Here is a 14,854-nt window from a genome sequence, read left to right as displayed (position 1 = left end):
TGTCGTTTTGCTTTTTATTGTCAAATCCTCTGGTTCCTGGTCACTAAACACCTGAGCGGTTTCTTCAGTATTTGTGTTAATTCAACAGACCTTGATGAGTATAACTTTGGCCTGTTTTGTCTTTTCGGGGTATGAATTCACATCCTGTGGTCAAGAAGCCGTCTGAATGTTTTTCTAAAATTGTTCTTTTTTAGGAAAATTTGACATGAAAAGTTTCAAAAACTCAATGGTCACTCTCATCATGTTTGCCCAAGTTTTCTTTGTCGCGTATGCGAACAATGAGAATGGACAAATTACCCTGGCAAATGTCCAGTATTTAGACACAACTTCCATGAAGTTCAGGCATGTAAAATTTTTAAATTTAGACAGTGGAATTATTCACAGCATGGGGGAAAAAAGGCTACATGGTAGTGAATTGTTAGACCTGAGTGGAAAATTTTTAACTCCAGGATTAATCGACACTCATGTACATTTGTTGATGTCGGAATCAGACACAAAGCGCGTGCCAGAGGCTTTGAATGATGTGTTACTTGATGGAGTGACATCTGTCAGAGATATGGCTGGAAACAATCAATTAATTAGTGACATCCAAGCCGAGGGTCCTGATATTTATCAAAGCTTTTTAGTGGCTGGAAAGTCTTTTTTTACTGACCCAAGAGTCAAGTTCGCTTCAATGCCATACCAGCCAGGTGAAGCCCCTTGGCAATACCAGGTTGGCAGTGATTTTAACCACAAAGATTTTGAACTAAAATTAAAGAACAGTCATACCCATGGCATAAAACTGTACGCCAATATTGCTCCTCTTCACATCAAAAAAATCACAGAAGTTGCCAGAAATCACCAAATTCCTATCTATTCTCATGCAACTGTTTTTCCAAGCAAACCCTCTGATTTAGTGAATGCCGGAGTTGAGACTTTGGTACATGCGGCTTTGTTACCTTGGGAAGGTTCACGCAAAGTCAAAGAACAATACCACTCAAGGCCCCGGTTTCCAAACGAGCATGTAGATCCCAGGGCACCTCAGTTTGAGGAGTTATTTGCTGACATGGCTCAAAAGGGTATTTTTCTCGAGCCTACCATCAGTTTATTTCACAGTGAAAATAACAGCCAACCAACCAGAATTACCCAATGGGTTTGTGAATCATTGAGATTGGCTGAAGAAAAAAAAGTGCCTTTAGTGATAGGAACAGACAACATGATTAATCACGATCAAAGAACATCAAATATTCACAAAGAGATGAGTGTATTGGTGAATACATGTGGTCTCAATGCAACAACGGTTTTACGCGGTGCAACATTGAATGGGGCAATCAGCCTTGGCTTAGAAAATTCTTTGGGAAAAATCAGCGTGGGTTACAAAGCCGACATGGTTGTGTTTGATGAGAATCCACTTAAGGATATCAGCCAAACGAAATCAATACATGTGGTAATAAAGGAAGGAAGGATCCTGAAATTATCAGACAGCAAAATTTAATAAATAGTTAATCAAAACTTAAAGCCAGACATGAATTCAATCAATAAAAATACAATTTTTTGGAGAAACCCATGAAGTTTAATGTCGGGATCGTCACCAGCAAAATGAAGCAAACCAAGCATTTCTATTCAGAGGTATTGAATTTTGAAGTTGCTTATGAAAATGAATTCTATCTCTTAATGAAACTCAAAGACTCAACTGACTTGATTAGTTTCTTATTACCAAACCACCCAACTCAAAATGAAATATTTCAAAGTCCATTCAATGGTCATGGCATTTACCTGACTTTTGAAGTTGATGATGTGGATGAACTTTATTCAAAAATCAGTAATAAGGGGGTTGCCATTGCGGTTGAACTGAGAGACGAACCTTGGGGCGACAGGCATTTTGCAGTCCAGGACCCAAATGGTGTAAGCATTGATTTTGTTCACTATCAGAAACCAGATTGATCACTTGTTGTGCAATAAACAATTATTGATTGAGGAGATGAGTCGTGTTCTTAAAAAAAACAGGTGTGGTTCTGTTGTTGTTAATTCCACTGAGTTCTTGTACAAAGACCTTGCGAATGGAGTTTAATGAAGGAGAAATGATTTCCCTGATCAGTGCTGTTGAGAAAGAAAACAGCTTTCAAATGAAGCAAGCGTATTTCATGGGTATATTTCCCATATTGGTGAAGCATGACATTCAGCAAATGGGCACACTAAGAGTGGTTGAAAACTTAACATCAGAACATGACACCATTGGTTTTGATGTACTCAAAATTCCAAATACGGGAGTCAAACAATCTATCAATGTGGACAGGATTGATGATTGGCTGCATCTGCGCAGAATGAGGCCGACTATATGGAATGAGTTGCGCATTGCAGATTATGAAGCTTCTGAAGACATAATGCTTGAGCTAAATTCTGAAAAATTATATCAAGTTGAAGCGTTTTGGATAAACCAAGACTTTAAGCAAGACTTCCTCAATTTTGCTGAGGAGTCATATGAAACTAACAGTCCAGTGAGTCAAGTGCTTGTATTGGGCAAGCCCAACTTATATGAAACCCTTGGAACTGAGCGAGCACCAGATTATTGGGTGATCAATGAATGGGAAGACAGAGCACCAATAGACGAATGGGTCAAAACAAAAACCAATATGATTGCGGTTTCAAAATACAATTCATGGATCATTGGCATATAAATCAACATACAAACGCCATGCGTTGCCCTTGATTTCAGTAGATTCTTATTTTTGATGAATGACAGATTAAATAAGCTGATACATTAAAAAGTTATTGACAATCATTCTCATTAGCGTTATTCTTTCGCTGTATTGATTCATTCCATTCATTATGTACGTTTGCATTTGTCACGGTGTGACTGAAAAAGACATCCAACAAGCGGTCAAACAAGGGGCCGACAGCATCGACGCCTTGCGCGCAAAAACCGGCGCCACTTCCGGCTGCGGATCTTGTTTGGATGTGGCTTTGGATGTGCTGGATGCCAACCGCAGCCCGACCTTGCCTGATTTTCTGCAAATCATTCCTCAGCGCGAATCCATACCCGCCTGATCCATCCCAAACGCCTTATTTTCAAGGCTTTTGACAGCCCTTAAATAATTTCATTATTGTTTTGCATTTGTCTGCATTTGCGGATTTAATAGCGACTTTACTGGTCGATCAAAGCCAGCCAAAAATTCGCTTGGGGATTGGTCAGTCCTGACTTGTTATTGTTCACTGTTCGCCGTGCTCGGCAGGGGTGGGTTATGGGTATTTTGGGTTTGTTCATCGTCATTTATGTGGTGGTTTCCATTTTGATTGGCTTGGCGGCAGCCCGCAAAGTCAACAATTCCTCTGATTTCATATTGGCCGGTCGTTCTTTACCGATTTACATCACCATCGCCACCGTGTTTGCCACTTGGTTTGGCTCCGAAGCGGTGCTGGGCATTCCCGCCACTTTCATCGAAGAAGGCATGGCTGGTATCGTCGCTGATCCGTTTGGCGCCAGTTTCTGTTTGGTTTTCGTGGGTGTGTTTTTTGCCGCCCGTTTGTACCGCATGAAGTTGATGACCATCGGTGATTTTTACCGCCAGCGTTACAGCCGCTTGGTGGAAGTTTTGGTGTCGGTGGCGGTGTGCATCTCTTACCTGGGTTGGGTGGCGGCCCAAATCGTCGCTTTGGGTTTGACCATCCACCTGGTGACCTATGGTGCGGTGGGTTTCGAATTGGGTATGTTCATTGGTCTGTCGGTGGTGTTGATTTACACCGTGTTTGGTGGCATGTGGTCGGTGGCGATCATGGACTTCATCCAAATGATGGCGGTGTTGGCTGGCATGTTGGTGGTGGCCTGGTTGGTCTCCGGTCGTTTGGATGGCGGGGTGATGACGGTGGTTGAGCATGCCAACGCCGCGGGTAAGTTTGAATTTTGGCCCGACTGGAACGCCGGCGCCATCCTGGGTTTCATCGGCGCCTTTGTGACCCTGGCCCTGGGCTCAATTCCACAACAAGATGTGTTTCAACGGGTGATGGCGGCCAAGAATGAACAGGTGGCGGTACGCGGCACCATACTCGGTGGGCTGTTTTACCTGTTGTTCAGTTTCGTGCCAATTTTCATCGTCTATGGGGCCACCCTGTTGGAGCCTTCGTTGGCCACCACCCACCTGGCTGAGGGCGGTGACCCACAACGGATCCTGCCTGAGTTCATCTTACAATCGGTGCCAATTTGGGTGCAGGTGATGTTCTTCGGCGCCTTATTATCGGCCATCATGTCCACCGCTTCAGGCACCTTGTTGGCCCCTTCGGCCATCTTTGCCAAAAACATCCTGAGGCATTGGTTGAATTTGAATGACCAGCAACTGTTGGTGGCCTTGCGCCTGACGGTGTTGGGTTTTGGCTTGTTGGTGTTCTGTTATGCCTATTTGAGCACCGCGGTGGGCTTGAGCATTTTTGAGATGGTGGAAAATGCCTATTTGATCACCCTGGTGGGGGCCTTTGTGCCCCTGGCCTTTGGGGTGTATTGGCAACGGGCCAACAACACCGGCGCGCTGTTGTCGATCGCCATGGGCGTCATCAGTTGGGCGGCGCTGGAAATCGTCAACATCAAGCTGGCAGAACAGGGTGATGCCTTGTTGGTGCCGCCGCAATTGGCTGGCTTGCTGATGGCCATTTTGGGCATGCTGATCGGCAGTTCCATCAAGCGCTTCAAGAACAGCGACATTGCCTTAAAACGACCGACATCATGATGACTGACCCCATCAGGCAGACAGCGATCAATTGTCGGTCAATAAGCGATGCATTTGCATGCCCAATCGCTCCACCGGGGCCATGAATTCGTTGGCCAGAATCACCACCGACAAATCGTCTGTTGGGTAGTGACCCATCACACAGGTGCTGCCGGTCCAACTGCCGTTGTGACCGAACCATTGGCCCCGTTGATCAGACTCAAGCAACAGCCCCAATCCATAATCGAAGGGGGTGCCATCATCCAGGCATTGCTGTTGGGTCATCTGTTTGAAGGTTTGTTGCTGTACCAGCCGGCCACCGATCAAGGCTTGAAACCAAGCAGCAGCGGCGGGTGCTGACAACCCAATCCCACCATCGCCCAAAACCTCAACCCAGATGTGATCAGAGGGCACCAACTCGGCAAACCCACTGCCGGCCAACACCCAGCCATCATGTTGCGGTAAAAACTCAGCATCAATGCCAAGCGGTTGAAATTGATGATGTTGCAAGTGGTCGGTGTAGCTGTCTTGGGTGACCTGTTCAATGATTTGCGCCAACAACACATAGTTGCTGTTGCTGTAATGGTGTGCAACACCAGGAACCGCTTCAATCAAGGCGTTCATCAGGGTTTGCTGGATGCCGGTTTGGGTCAAGGCTGCCGGTTCGGTGTACATCCCGGCTTGGAGGTAGTCCTCGATGCCGCTGGTGTGGCGCATGCAATCGATCACCTGAATGGGTCGGTGCTCGGGGTTGCTGGGAATATCAAACCACTGACTGATGGGGTCTGCCAAGCGCAACCGCCCTTGTTCCACCAATTGCATGATGGCGGTGGCGGTGAACATTTTGCTGCAGCTGGCCAGATCAATGCGATCAGTCAACCGCAATGGGCTGGGTTGGGGGCCATGGCTCATGCCCACGGCTGATTCAAACAACAGTTGGCCGCGTTGGTGGACCACTGCGGCACAACCTGGGCCATCAGGCCAAAAGTAGTGCCGCAGCAATTCGTTCAATTGGGTCTTGGCGTGATCATCCATGGCCGGCTTGGTGTTTTTATTTTCGGTGTTCGATCACCACGTCGGTGTAGATGCCGCCACGGACGTTAAACTTCATGGTGATTTTCATCCATTTGGGATCAACCGCTGCGATCAAATCATCGAGGATTTCATTGGTCACGGCTTCGTGGAAGGCGCCGCGTTCACGGAAGGTCCACATGTACAATTTCAAGGCTTTGAGCTCCACACACAGCTCATCTGGCTGGTATTCCAGCTTGATGGTGGCAAAGTCAGGTTGGCCGGTTTTGGGACACAGACAGGTGAATTCAGGAATGTCGATAATGATGGTATAATCCCGTTCCTGATTGGGGTTAACAAATGTTTCGAGGTCTTTGGTGGGATGTGTGGACATGTTATTCTCTGGTTGGTGGGCCTCAAGTGTGCTGAGGCTCGGTTCTTTCAAGGGCGGAACAATACCCAAAAAAGGAAGATTTATCAAGCAAATTACACAATAAGATGAAACTATCAAAGATAAAAATAGCCGGCTTCAAATCGTTTGTGGATCCGACCGAAGTTTTGTTGCCCAGCAATTTGATCGGTGTGGTGGGTCCCAATGGCTGTGGCAAATCCAACATCATCGATGCGGTGCGATGGGTGATGGGAGAAACCTCAGCCAAGATGCTGCGTGGGGCGTCGATGACCGATGTGATTTTTTCCGGTTCATCGACCCGCAAACCGGTGGGCATGGCCACGGTGGAATTGATCTTTGATAACTCCGATGGACAGCTCAAAGGCGAGTATGCCCAATACAATGAGGTGTCGGTCAAACGACAGGTCAGCCGGGATGGCCAATCCAGTTATTTCCTCAACGGCAGCAAATGCCGCAAAAAAGACATCGTGGACTTGTTTTTGGGCACCGGCCTGGGGCCACGCAGCTATTCCATCATTGAACAGGGCATGATTTCCAACATCGTGGAATCCAAGCCCGAAGACCTCAGGGGTTACATCGAAGAGGCCGCAGGGGTTTCCAAATACCGCGAACGGCGGCGAGAAACCGAGCGTCGCATCAAGCGCACCAAGGAAAACCTGGAACGCTTGGATGACCTGCGCACCGAAGTGGGCAAACACATTCAACATTTGCAACGCCAGGCAAAAAATGCCGAACGTTACACCCAGCTGAAAGACCAGTTCAAGTTGATCAAAGCCGAAGTACTGGCCTTGCGCTGGCAGCAGTGGCACACCCAAGCGGAATTGGGCCAAGGGCAGGTGGCCAAACTGAATACCCAAGTGGAACAGGCCAAAGCGGGGCAAACCGATGGCGAAAAACGCATCGAAGAGCACCGGGTGGTGCACCAAACTTTGTCCGATGAAAACAACCAGCTGCAAGAACAGTTGTATCAAATCAACGCCGAAATCGGCAAAATCGAACAAGCCATCGCCCATTCCAAGTCCTTGTCCGAACGGCACCAGAAAGACCTGCAGCAAACCGAAGACAACCTGAAAACAGCGCAAGACCGCCTGTCCCAGGATGAGCAACAACTGCAAGAACACAAGGCCTTGTTCGAGACCGGTAAGCCACAAGAAGAGGCCCTGGCCATGCAGTTGGAAGAGGCGCAAAGCCTGAATGAAAGCAGTGAAGCGGCGCAAGACGAATGGCGCACCGCCTGGGAAACCAACAACCAGTACATCGCCGAACACGCGCGCACCATTGATGTGGAAAAAACCCGCATTGCGTCACTGGAATCACACATGATGCGTCAGTCCGAGCGGCTCAAAGCGGTGGCCCCTGGCGACAACAATGAGCTGGTCAGCAAGTTGCAGTCAGAAGCCGAGGCTTTGCAACAACAATTGGACACCCAGCAAGCCAAACACGACACCAGCGAACAGTTGCTGGCTGAGCAAAAAGAACAGGTGGGCACCGTGGCTGAACAAACCCAGCAAGTGCGCCAACAAATCGATGAACGGCAACAACGTTTGCACCAACACAAAGGCCGTCGGGGGTCTTTGTTGGCCTTACAACAAGCCGCCCAAGCCGAAGACAATGAACAACTGCAGCAGTGGTTGGCTCAGAACGGTGACATCCAAGCCAAGCGCTTGGCCGAACAACTGGAAGTGGAAGCCGGTTGGGAAGTGGCGGTGGAAACCGTGCTCAAAGACCGCTTACAAGCCTGGGTCACCAGCAACCCAGACCTGCCTGCGGTGATGACAGATTGGTCGTTTGGCGCTTTGAATTTGGTGCACGATGCCCGCGGACAAGTGGCGGCCCTAGCCGGCACCTTGGCCGAATGCGTGAAGGCACCGGATGCGGTGTTGGCCTGGTTCAACCAAGTGCGCATTTGTAACGATTTGACAGCGGCGCAAGCCATGGTAGATCAACTGGCGGCGGGCGAGTCGGTGGTGACCCAACAAGGGGAGTGGCTGGGCCGCCATTGGCTGCACATCAATCGCGGCGAACAAGCCGAAGGCTTCTTGTTGCGGCAAAAAGAGCTGAAGTCTTTGCACCAGGAAATCGACGCCGATGAAGCCCAATTGGCCGAGCTGCAAGACACACTGCAACAACTCAAAGCCGATCGGGTCACGGCCGAAACCGGGGTCGATCAGTTGCAGTTGGATGTCAACATGTCGCACCGCAAGCTGTCGGAATTGAACGGCTTGATCATGAACAAACAACAGTTGATCGAACGGGAGCTGCAGCAGGACCAACTAAAAGCCGCCGAAACCGAACAAATCCAACAGCAATTGGCCGAAGACGAGGCGCAAGTCAAACAATCTCGGGCCACCTTGGAAGCGGCCATCAATGAACTGGCCAAGTACGAGCAAAGCAAAATCGAGTTGTTGGATCAACAACAAACCCTGCAGCAAACCTACCACCAAACCAAAGCCCAGTTGAATGACATCTCCAACCAGTACTACCAGCACAAGATGGGCTTGTCGGCCACCAGCAACAAAATCGAATCATTGCAACAAAACATCCAGCGCACCCAGGAAAGCCTGCAATCCTTGGTCAGCCGCAAAGACCACTTGCTGCAGCAGCTCAGTGCCGATATGGACCCGGTGGCCGGGCAAAAGCAAGCCCTGGATGGATTGATCACCCAGCGGGTGGCGGTGGAGAAACAACGCGATGCCATGCGCGAGCAGGTGGTGGCGGCACAAAGCCAACTGGATGAATTGGAGCGCCTGCGTCATCAACACCAACAGCAAATCGACGAAGCGCGCAATGCACTGGAAGCGGCCAAATTGGAGTTCCAATCCAATGAACTGAGGGCCAATGGCTTTGCCGAACAATTGCAAGACTTGGGGCACGACGCCGCAGAGTTGTTGACCACCGTGGGTGAAATCACCCCGGCTTCCTTGCCCCAATTGATCGAGCGCAAGGAGTCACAAACCGAGGGCTTACACCGCAGCATCCTGCGTCTGGAGCCGGTGAATTTGGCCGCCATCGAAGAATTTGAAGAAGAGTCCAAACGCAAACAATATTTGGACGAGCAAAATGACGATTTGGAACAAGCGCTGGCCACTTTGGAACAAGCCATTGCGCGCATCGACAAAGACACCCGCACCCTGTTCAAAGAAACTTTTGAAGCGGTCAACACCAACATCAAACAACTGTTCCCCCGCCTGTTTGGTGGTGGTCATGCCTACTTGGAATTGACCGGCAATGACTTGCTGACCACCGGGGTGTCGATCATGGCCCGACCACCGGGCAAACGGGTATCCAGCATCCAGTTGTTATCAGGTGGTGAAAAGGCGTTGACTGCGGTGTCACTGGTGTTCGCCATCTTCAACCTCAACCCAGCCCCATTCTGTATGTTGGACGAGGTGGATGCACCCTTGGATGATGCCAATGTTGGGCGTTTCTCGCAGATGGTGGCGGAGATGTCTGAGAAAGTTCAGTTCCTGTTTGTCTCGCACAACAAAGTCACCATGGAAATTGCGCACCAGTTGATGGGCGTGACCATGCGCGAGCCGGGCGTGTCCCGACTGGTCAGTGTGGATTTGGCCGAAGCGGCCCAAATGGCCAATGAATGATCGGCAGTGGGTGAATTGACATGCGCCGCTGTGTGGTCTGTCAAGTCCACACCCCCGACAGCTTGTGTGTCGGCTGTCAGACGCTGATCCAAGCCCCAGCCAACCCCTGTGTCAGTTGCGCCAAACCCATGCCCCAAGCCGACAGCTTGTGCGGTGAGTGCCGCAGCGATCCCCCCGCCTTCAGCCGCACCTTGTGTGCCACACTCTACCAAGCACCGGTCAGCACTTGGGTGCAACAACTGAAGTTTGGCGAGCGTTTGGATCGCGCCCGGGTGATGGCCGAATGCCTGATGCCGTTGGTACAAGGGTTGGATCCAACCGTGCCCTTGGTGCCGCTGCCGCTGCACCGTCGCCGGTTGCTGTCACGCGGTTTCAACCAAGCCCAAGAAATCGCCCGCTTGCTGGCCAAGGCCCAAGCCAGGCCGCTGCTGGATCGGCACCTGCAGCGGGTCAAAAACACCGCCATGCAAGCCGAACTGAGTGAGCGTCAAAGGGCAGCCAATGTGCGCGCCGCGTTCACCGTGGTTAAACCCATCACAGCGACCACCGTGTTGCTGCTGGATGATGTGATGACCACCGGACAAACCATGCGGGCCGCCGCCCAATGCCTGAAACAGGCCGGGGTGGCCAAGGTCATCGCGGTGGTGTTTGCCCGTTCGGGCGCCGCCCATTGATCAATATTCCCAATAGGCCGGGATCAACAAAATAAACAGGGTGAACAGCTCCAAGCGGCCAAAAATCATGGCCACCGACAACACCGACTTGGCGCCATCAGAGACGTTGGCATAGTTGGCGCCGGCGTCGCCCAAAGCCGGACCCAAATTGGTCAAGCAGGCCAAAGACGCGGAGAAGGCGGTGGTGATGTTTTCGCCAAAACCGGCCAGCAACAGAGTGAACACACACCACAAAAACAAGAATTGCACGAAAAAGGCCGAGACCGAATCCAGCACCCGGTAGTTGACGGTTTTGCCGTTGATTTTGACCAGGTATTTACCGTGTGGGTGGATCAGTCGGTGCAGTTCACGCATGCTCATCTTGAACAACAGGATCATGCGGATGACTTTGAAACCGCCACCGGTGGAACCGGCGCAGGCGCCGATGGTGCTGAACAATATCAACAGCAAGGGCAAGGCCCCGGGCCACAAATGAAATGATTCGGTGGTGAAGCCGGTGGTGGTGCCGACCGACACCGCCTGAAAGGTGCCTTGGCGGATCGACTCATACAAGGAGCCGGAGGTGCCTGAAACGTACAGTTGGAAAGAAGTGATGGCCGAAGCGGCGGCCAAAAATCCCAAAAAAACTTTGACTTCGGTGTCCACCAAATAAGTGCGGATGGAGGCGGTTTTCCAGGCCAGAAAGTGCGAGGCAAAATTGATCCCGGCGATGATCATGAAGATCACCGCGATCAATTCAATCAGCGAATTGTTGAAATGCCCCAGTGATTCATCGTAGGTCGAAAAGCCGCCGATGGAAATGGTGGTGAAGGCATGGCAAATGGCATCAAACACATTCATGCCGGCCATGAAATAGCTCAAGGCGCACATCACCGTGATGCCCAAATAAATAAACCACAAGGCTTTGGCGGTTTCGGTGATGCGGGGGGTCAGTTTTTGGTCCTTCATGGGGCCAGGGGTTTCGGCCCGAAAGATCTGCATGCCACCAATGCGCAACATCGGCAACACCGCCACGGCCAGTACGATGATGCCCATGCCGCCAAACCATTGCAGCTGCTGGCGGTAGTATTTCACCGAATGCGGCAAGTCATCGATGTTAGTGAGGATGGTGGCACCGGTGGTGGTTAATCCAGAGATCGATTCAAAGATGGCATCGGTCACCGACAGGTTCATGTGATCGGACAAAAACAAGGGCAAGGCCCCGGCCAGCCCGACGATCCACCAAGAAGCACCGACCACCAAAAAGCCACTGCGGATTTTTAGCTCGGCATCGATTTTGCGGTACATGAAAAAGGGAATCGCACCCAACAAGGCCAAAGTGGCAAAACCTTCCAGGAAAGGCCAGATGTCACCATCCTGATAGATGAAGCCAACCAGTGCAGGCGGCAGCATCATGAAACTGGAAACCAGGAGCAGCAGGCCGATGATTTTGGCGATCAGTCTGGGGTTCATGGCATCACAAGAAAGAAGCGTCGACTTCGAACAAACGCTTCAAGTCATTGATGTTGCGTTTGTCGGTAACAAACATGATCAGGTGGTCCTTGCTTTCGATCACCACATTGCGGTGGGCCATCATCACCTGATCCTGGCGGATGATGCCGCCGATGTTGCAGCCTGGCGGCAAATTGATTTCTTTGATCATTTTGCCGACCACTTTGGATGAGGTGCTGTCGCCGGTGACTTCCACTTCAATGGCTTCGGCGTCACCCGAACGCAAGGAATGAACCCGGGCGGTGTAATCACCACGGACGTGGGCCAGGATGCCACCCATGGTGATGTGCTGGGGTGAGATGGCGATGTCGATGGTGTCTTTTTCAATCAACTGCGCGTAGTTTTGTTTGTTGATCAAGGTCAGGACTTTTTTGGCCCCCATTTTCTTGGCCATCAAGGCCGACAACAAATTGGCTTGATCGTCATTGGTCAAGGCACAGAAGATGTCGGTGTGGTTGATGTTTTCCTCATTCAACAACTCCTCAGAGGTGCAATCGCCGCGGATCACCAAGGCTTTGGTCAACTCTTCGGCAATGAAGCGGGACCGGGCTTTGTTGTATTCAATGATCTTGACCGAATGCTGACGTTCCAAAGATTTGGCCAGATTAAAGCCGATGTTACCGCCGCCGGCGAGGATGATTTTGTAGCTGGTTTTGTCACTCTTGTGCCAGGCTTCCATGATCTTGGTGATGTGCTTGCGAGCGGCCAACAAAAACACCAGGTCGCCGGCTTTGAGCACCGCATCACCGCTGGGAAACACCGATTTGTTGTTGCGGAAGATGGCGGCAATGCGGGCATCGACCCCTTCGGGCAGCAAATGATCGAACTCCCGCAGCTGCTGGTCGGTCAGCGGTCCTTTTTGTTTCACTTTGATGGTCACCAGTTGCGCCTGACCTTGGGCAAAATCCATCACCTGCAGCGCTCCGGGGTATTCGATCAAACCCTGGATGTGTCGGGTCACCAACTGCTCGGGTGAAATGTGAAAATCAATCGGCACGTGTTCGTGCTCGAACATCTCTGGGTGCGAAGCATACTCCGCTTCACGGATGCGGGCAATTTTGGTGGGGGTGTTGAATATGCTGTAGCACACCTGACAAGCCACCATGTTCACCTCATCTGAATTGGTCAGTGCCACCACCATGTCGGCGTCATTGGCCCCGGCCCGGATCAACACCGATGGGTGCGATGCATGGCCGTGCACGGTGCGGATGTCGAATTTGTTTTGCATGTCACTCAAACGCTCGGAGTCGGTATCGACCACCGTTACGTCATTGTTTTCATGCGACAGGTGCTCAGCGATGGATGCGCCCACTTGACCGGCCCCGAGGATGATGATTTTCATGACTGGTCCGCGTTTTTCGGGTTGATGTTCAAGGCCCGCAACTTGCGGTACAAGTTGGTGCGTTCCATGCCAGATATTTTCGCCAGATCACCGACTTTGCCGTCGACTTTGCGCAAATGGTACAGCAGATAATCCCGCTCGAATTCCTCGCGGGCTTCGCGCAATTCCAAATCATAGCGGGTGCTGGGCGATGAATTGCTTTGGGCTTGTTGGGTTTGTTTCAGCAGTTCGAACACTTCGTCCAACTGAATTTCGGCCTCGCCGGGTTGCAGTTGCAGTTGTCGCACCAGGTTTTTCAGCTCCCTGAGGTTGCCGGGCCAGGCGTAGTTGCGTAAGTGGTTTTGCGCCGCGAAGGACATTTTGCGATACGGGGTTTGTTCCTGGTCTGGCAGGAAGTTGATGTAAAAGTTGAGCAGTTCAGGCACGTCCTCAGCGCGTTCGTTCAGCGAGCACACCGGTACCGCGAATTCGGCCACGAATTCATACAGCTCGCGATCGAATTCGTCATTAGCCACCATCACTTTGAGGTCTTGCTGGGTGGTTGATAACAACTGCACCGCGTTGTTTTGATTCGGCATTTGCCATTGTTTGACGTGCACCAATAACTTGTTTTGCAAGGACGGGGTCAAACAATCGATGTTGGTCAGGATGATGGAGCCCGCTGGGTGTTTCTGCGACAGGTGCTGATGGTGTGACTCCAACAGGTCATTGATGTTGCTGTCGGTCAAAGTCAAGCTGTCGATGATGATGGCGGCTTGGGGGTCATGGTGGCGGTGGTGGTGGAGCAGCAAAGCCAGGGTCAGCTTGCCGGTGCCACTGTCTCCGACGAACACCGTGTTGGTGCTGGTTTTGCTGAGCTTTTCAATGCAGGAGCGCAGTTCTTGGGCTGCCGGCGAGTTACCAATCGGCTCGAGCATTTGCCACTCGTGTTTTTGTTCGGGTTGGGCCTGTTCGCTGGGGGCGTGGGCCAGGGTTTGTTCAATGGTTTGCAGCAGCTTGGCCAAGGAAATCGGTTTTTCGACAAAATCACGGGCGCCCATTTTGGTTGCTTCGATGGCGGTTTCGATGGTGCCATGGCCCGACATCATCACCACCGAAAAGGGCATGTTGGCATTGCGGTTCCAAGACTTCAGCAAGCTGATGCCGTCAATGTCAGGCATCCAAATGTCCAACAACACCAGATCGGGGGCCAAGTCCTCCAATTGTTTGTTGGCGTCTTGACCGCCTTCAGCGGTGGACACCTGATATCCTTCATCGGTGAGGATCTCCGATATCAAATTGCGGATGTCTGGTTCATCATCAACGATGAGTATGTGTGATTGACTCATGGCTTGGTTCCTGGTTGTGGTGACAGTGTCGTGATGTTGTTGTGGGCTTTCAATGCTTTGATTTTACACGATTGTTTCTGTTCAACTTCTTCAATCTTCAAAACATTGTGCAGCGGGATGTGCAGGGTTTTGACACCTTCAAATTCCGTTTTTAAACGTTCCTCAACCGGGTCAATGACCACCTGGGTGTTCACTTCGAACAGCAAGTCCGACAGCGTGATGAAGCCCAACATGTCCTGGCTGCTGACGGATTGGGCATACAACTCGTAAACATCGGCATTGGTGATGTAGTTGATGCGGTACAAACTCTTGGTTTTCATG

At 51.0% G+C, this 14,854-nt stretch carries 13 protein-coding genes; 7 read left to right on the top strand and 6 right to left on the bottom strand.

The genetic code is table 11. The features are described 5' to 3' along the window. Nucleotides 1-205: 205 nt before the first annotated feature. The 5 genes from K7G70_RS03970 (at nt 206) to K7G70_RS03950 (ending at nt 4,697) form a co-directional block, all read left to right on the top strand. Entirely contained in the window at nt 206-1,474 is a 1,269-nt protein-coding gene (locus K7G70_RS03970; RefSeq protein ID WP_223787303.1) for an amidohydrolase family protein, read from the top strand. A gap of 71 nt (nt 1,475-1,545) precedes the next feature. Further along, nucleotides 1,546-1,923 (top strand): VOC family protein, encoded by a 378-nt coding sequence (locus K7G70_RS03965; RefSeq protein WP_223787302.1) that lies wholly within the window; start codon nt 1,546-1,548, stop codon nt 1,921-1,923. Nucleotides 1,924-1,967: 44 nt separating this feature from the next. Next, entirely contained in the window at nt 1,968-2,657 is a 690-nt protein-coding gene (locus K7G70_RS03960) for a hypothetical protein (protein WP_223787301.1), read from the top strand. A 151-nt stretch (nt 2,658-2,808) separates the two neighbouring features. Continuing rightward, nucleotides 2,809-3,027 carry a (2Fe-2S)-binding protein gene (locus K7G70_RS03955; protein WP_223787300.1) on the top strand — a complete coding sequence of 73 codons (219 nt, stop codon included), beginning with the start codon at nt 2,809-2,811 and terminating at the stop codon, nt 3,025-3,027. 194 nt (nt 3,028-3,221) lie between these two features. Then, complete coding sequence (locus tag K7G70_RS03950; protein ID WP_223787299.1) at nt 3,222-4,697, top strand: high affinity choline transporter 1; 1,476 nt, start codon at nt 3,222-3,224, stop codon at nt 4,695-4,697. Nucleotides 4,698-4,724: 27 nt separating this feature from the next. Here the strand turns inward: K7G70_RS03950 and K7G70_RS03945 are convergent, their stop codons facing one another. Together K7G70_RS03945 and queF are read right to left on the bottom strand one after the other, a co-directional pair. Further along, nucleotides 4,725-5,711: a serine hydrolase domain-containing protein gene (locus K7G70_RS03945; RefSeq protein ID WP_223787298.1), complete on the bottom strand. Its 987-nt coding sequence runs from the start codon at nt 5,709-5,711 to the stop codon at nt 4,725-4,727. Nucleotides 5,712-5,727: 16 nt separating this feature from the next. Further along, nucleotides 5,728-6,081, bottom strand: coding sequence for a preQ(1) synthase (gene queF, locus K7G70_RS03940; RefSeq protein ID WP_223787297.1), 354 nt, complete (start codon nt 6,079-6,081; stop codon nt 5,728-5,730). 104 nt (nt 6,082-6,185) lie between these two features. Here queF and smc point away from each other — a divergent pair, with 104 nt between their 5' ends. Both smc and K7G70_RS03930 read left to right on the top strand, forming a co-directional pair. After that, a complete protein-coding gene (gene smc / locus K7G70_RS03935) occupies nt 6,186-9,698 on the top strand; it encodes a chromosome segregation protein SMC (RefSeq protein WP_223787296.1) in 3,513 nt (1,170 codons plus the stop codon). A 20-nt stretch (nt 9,699-9,718) separates the two neighbouring features. Continuing rightward, a complete protein-coding gene (locus K7G70_RS03930; RefSeq protein ID WP_223787295.1) occupies nt 9,719-10,372 on the top strand; it encodes a ComF family protein in 654 nt (217 codons plus the stop codon). Here K7G70_RS03930 and K7G70_RS03925 read toward each other — a convergent pair whose 3' ends face one another. Genes K7G70_RS03925 through K7G70_RS03910 form a run of 4 tightly spaced genes read right to left on the bottom strand, consistent with a single transcriptional unit; the run spans nt 10,373 to nt 14,853 of the window. Further along, entirely contained in the window at nt 10,373-11,824 is a 1,452-nt protein-coding gene (locus K7G70_RS03925) for a TrkH family potassium uptake protein (protein ID WP_223787294.1), read from the bottom strand. A 4-nt stretch (nt 11,825-11,828) separates the two neighbouring features. After that, complete coding sequence (gene trkA / locus K7G70_RS03920; protein WP_223787293.1) at nt 11,829-13,205, bottom strand: Trk system potassium transporter TrkA; 1,377 nt, start codon at nt 13,203-13,205, stop codon at nt 11,829-11,831. Continuing rightward, complete coding sequence (locus K7G70_RS03915; protein WP_223787292.1) at nt 13,202-14,533, bottom strand: sigma-54-dependent transcriptional regulator; 1,332 nt, start codon at nt 14,531-14,533, stop codon at nt 13,202-13,204. The genes trkA and K7G70_RS03915 overlap by 4 nt, the downstream gene beginning before the upstream one ends. Next, on the bottom strand, nt 14,530-14,853 hold the full coding sequence (locus K7G70_RS03910) for a DUF1820 family protein (RefSeq protein ID WP_223787291.1): 324 nt from the start codon (nt 14,851-14,853) through the stop codon (nt 14,530-14,532). The genes K7G70_RS03915 and K7G70_RS03910 overlap by 4 nt, the downstream gene beginning before the upstream one ends. Between the last annotated feature and the right edge of the window lies 1 nt (nt 14,854).

Origin of the sequence: Marinicella meishanensis, assembly GCF_019931145.1 — a bacterium.
GTDB classification, from domain to species: Bacteria; Pseudomonadota; Gammaproteobacteria; order Xanthomonadales; family Marinicellaceae; genus Marinicella; species Marinicella meishanensis.
The sequence above is the reverse complement of the archived record's forward strand: the minus strand, read 5'-3'. Positions and strand labels throughout refer to the sequence as shown.

Excerpts from the sequence above, each read along its gene's own strand:
- K7G70_RS03955 (WP_223787300.1), top strand. The coding sequence starts at position 2,809 with ATGTACGTTTGCATTTGTCACGGTGTGACTGAAAAAGACATCCAACAA.
- K7G70_RS03970 (WP_223787303.1), top strand. The coding sequence starts at position 206 with ATGAAAAGTTTCAAAAACTCAATGGTCACTCTCATCATGTTTGCCCAA.
- K7G70_RS03950 (WP_223787299.1), top strand. The coding sequence starts at position 3,222 with ATGGGTATTTTGGGTTTGTTCATCGTCATTTATGTGGTGGTTTCCATT.
- K7G70_RS03915 (WP_223787292.1), bottom strand. The coding sequence starts at position 14,533 with ATGAGTCAATCACACATACTCATCGTTGATGATGAACCAGACATCCGC.
- trkA (WP_223787293.1), bottom strand. The coding sequence starts at position 13,205 with ATGAAAATCATCATCCTCGGGGCCGGTCAAGTGGGCGCATCCATCGCT.
- queF (WP_223787297.1), bottom strand. The coding sequence starts at position 6,081 with ATGTCCACACATCCCACCAAAGACCTCGAAACATTTGTTAACCCCAAT.
- K7G70_RS03965 (WP_223787302.1), top strand. The coding sequence starts at position 1,546 with ATGAAGTTTAATGTCGGGATCGTCACCAGCAAAATGAAGCAAACCAAG.
- K7G70_RS03910 (WP_223787291.1), bottom strand. The coding sequence starts at position 14,853 with ATGAAAACCAAGAGTTTGTACCGCATCAACTACATCACCAATGCCGAT.
- K7G70_RS03930 (WP_223787295.1), top strand. The coding sequence starts at position 9,719 with ATGCGCCGCTGTGTGGTCTGTCAAGTCCACACCCCCGACAGCTTGTGT.
- K7G70_RS03925 (WP_223787294.1), bottom strand. The coding sequence starts at position 11,824 with ATGAACCCCAGACTGATCGCCAAAATCATCGGCCTGCTGCTCCTGGTT.
- smc (WP_223787296.1), top strand. The coding sequence starts at position 6,186 with ATGAAACTATCAAAGATAAAAATAGCCGGCTTCAAATCGTTTGTGGAT.
- K7G70_RS03945 (WP_223787298.1), bottom strand. The coding sequence starts at position 5,711 with ATGGATGATCACGCCAAGACCCAATTGAACGAATTGCTGCGGCACTAC.